General features: G+C 47.2%; 3 protein-coding genes. All 3 read right to left on the bottom strand.

Going from position 1 to position 2,556, the window contains the following annotated elements:
* Positions 1 to 169: 169 nt before the first annotated feature.
* The gene (locus AC0QH1_RS01945; protein ID WP_324629086.1) at positions 170 to 682 is read right to left on the bottom strand and encodes an REP-associated tyrosine transposase; all 513 of its coding nucleotides are present in this window, start codon (positions 680 to 682) and stop codon (positions 170 to 172) included.
* Between the two features lie 586 nt (positions 683 to 1,268).
* Positions 1,269 to 1,751, bottom strand: a complete 483-nt coding sequence (locus tag AC0QH1_RS01940) for a hypothetical protein (protein ID WP_324629085.1) — start codon at positions 1,749 to 1,751, stop codon at positions 1,269 to 1,271.
* A 211-nt stretch (positions 1,752 to 1,962) separates the two neighbouring features.
* Entirely contained in the window at positions 1,963 to 2,442 is a 480-nt protein-coding gene (locus tag AC0QH1_RS01935; protein WP_324629084.1) for a hypothetical protein, read from the bottom strand.
* Positions 2,443 to 2,556 lie beyond the last annotated feature (114 nt).

The following is a 2,556-nucleotide window of genomic DNA, read 5'->3' as shown; positions in this document are numbered from 1 at the left end:
GCGATTTCAATATTTGGGTGAAAATTCTGGTTTATCCCCGCCGTAACACACCCTACCGACATTTTGAATTTTGAATTGAAATGTGGTGCGTTACGGCGATGTCAATATTTGGTTTAAAATTATGGTGTATTCCCGCCGTAACACACCCTACCGAAATTTTTAATTGAAATTACTGGCCCCAATCGGGGGGATAAATGCCTTGTCGAATAAACCGATGAATGCTTGACCACGGCCAATCTGTGGGTGATTTGCATAACCCATGTTTCACGGGGTTAATATGAATATAATCGCAATAGGCGGCAAATTCTTGTTCGTCCCGTACCCGATGTTCCCAAAACCGCCGTTGCCATAAATTCCGTTCCCGACGGGCTTTTCGCGATGCGGTTATGGTTGTCTCTAAATTCAATTTATCGCCGATCGCTCTGGTTACATGGCTTTTCACCAAACGCATTCGTGTTGAAAAATCCCCGTCGTTTTCCGGTAGCGTCCACAAACAATGAAAATGGTCAGGTAATAAGACAAAAGCATCGATTTGAAACGGGCGTTTTAGGCGAACTGTTTCGATCGCCTGTCGCAACGCTACCCTCGCAATATCGTCGCACAGCCACGGCTGGCGATCGCACGTCACCTGTGTAAAAAAATAGGTTGCCCCCTGCCAATATTCTCGCCGATATTCTGCCATTGTAATCAGTCGAAAATTGCGATAATCTTATTATGATAGGTAGGGTGCCCTGCGGCAACAATAAACCTTCGTGCGCCACCAGAAAATGGAAATTGCCGTCAACACCGCCCCCACATTTTTGCCATCACGTTCATTGCTGACATCATCATTCACTGAACCCCGTATTCGATTTTTCTTAACACCATCCGTCATCAATGGGGTTTGTCGGCGGTGCGTTGCGGCAAGGTTAATATTTATCGTGAAAACCCATGATTTATCGAAGCCGCAACACACCCTACCGGGGTTTTGGGAAACGCCACAACCCATTTCGGGTAGGGTGTGTGACGTGCCAGGAAATTTGGCCGGTTGTCAGATTCGTGAAACACCCGCGTCACGCACCATCTCGTTGCTAAATATGACATCTTCCTCCAGGGGTGGCAAGGAGGCTTGATGGTATATTTGCGCCATAGCGGGGCAGGCGATCGCCCGCACGACGATCGCCTGATATCAAATCCAACGTTTACGGATAGGAAACGAAAATCGCGAATTGCTTTCCCCTAGAGGGGAAGACTGGATTTGATATTAAACCAATGATTCATATTCATCTTCAACCATTGACTTCAAAAACCCAGATGTAGTTTCCATCTTTTTGCATGATGTAAGCACGGTTTTCATCTGCACTTTTATCTTCGCCGTTACTCATATTGTCCCATGTGATTTTAGGATCTGCGCTCCATTCCATAGCTACCTTTTTATAACCAACCAAGGGGTAAGAACAACCAATGCAAATTTCACGATGTGGCAACGCATACTTTGCCGCAAAGGAAAAACTTTTAGCTTTCAAAAATTTCGCAACTACAGTTTTTGGCTCAATATCTTCAAATGGCCATGCGCCCGAATCATTGACAGCTCCCGTCCGCTTGAGAAGCGCTTCAGTGTTATTGCGAATAATGAAGCTGAAATCATTCCAACTTAAGGCATCAACAATGCCTTTTTGAATTTCCCCTAAAGTCTCGTTAAAAAGATCGGCAGTCTTCTGAATGTCTACTTCTTTGATGGGGATTTTGATGGCTTCAAAAGTTTGACTCATAGCTCCACAACCAAAAACTACGCTTGTTCGATAAATGACTTTACAATAGGCGTATATCTTAATGCATCATACATCCGGTCAAATTTTACAATTTCTTTATGTTTCTGTAGGCCGGGAAAATAAATTTTCCCGACTTCCTCACCCTCACACGCCACAGGAGACAGCATCGCCAAGCTAAACACCGCCTCAAACCCCTGTTCGTCCCTCACCTCTAAATAGTGACCCCCTCGTTTGGCTCTCCCAACTTCTCGCCCAACGCCACCACCAACCGCGCCAGCCTTCCCTGGGCCGTTCCTTGTTCTTCTGTTGGTTCTTCTATTGCGAGTAGCTCATTTGCAATTGCTTTAGTTGGGAGTGTGAAGCGGTCTGGGAATTTGTCTTCGTTTTTGAGATCGAGGCGCAGATCGGAGGATGTGGGGGGTGGGGTTGAGCGTTTTGGGGAACGGCTTTGTGGAGAAAATGGCGGAGTGCTTGACGGTGGGCGAGATGGATCCACAAGAGAAGCAGCGCGTTCTAGGGCTGCATCCAAGATTGGACGCAATTCGTGAAGAGAAAGGGTTTTGAGCCAGGCGACGACTCGTTCCAGGGTAACGATTGGCTCAATAGAATTAGTGACGCCGGAGTAGGTATTGGGGAGCCGACCTGCCAGAAACGTATCCCAGTCAATTCGTCCCTCCAAATAGTCGAGCATTTCGTTGACGGGAATGGAGGTCAGATCGGAAAGCTTTTGTGACGTACTCCCGACGCCGACCGCTTAGGCGGTACGGCGCGGGCTTCTCCGCCCAGACCTTTGAGATCTGGGTTT

It is taken from the genome of Phormidium sp. CCY1219, assembly GCF_055795085.1.
The sequence above is the reverse complement of the archived record's forward strand: the minus strand, read 5'-3'. Positions and strand labels throughout refer to the sequence as shown.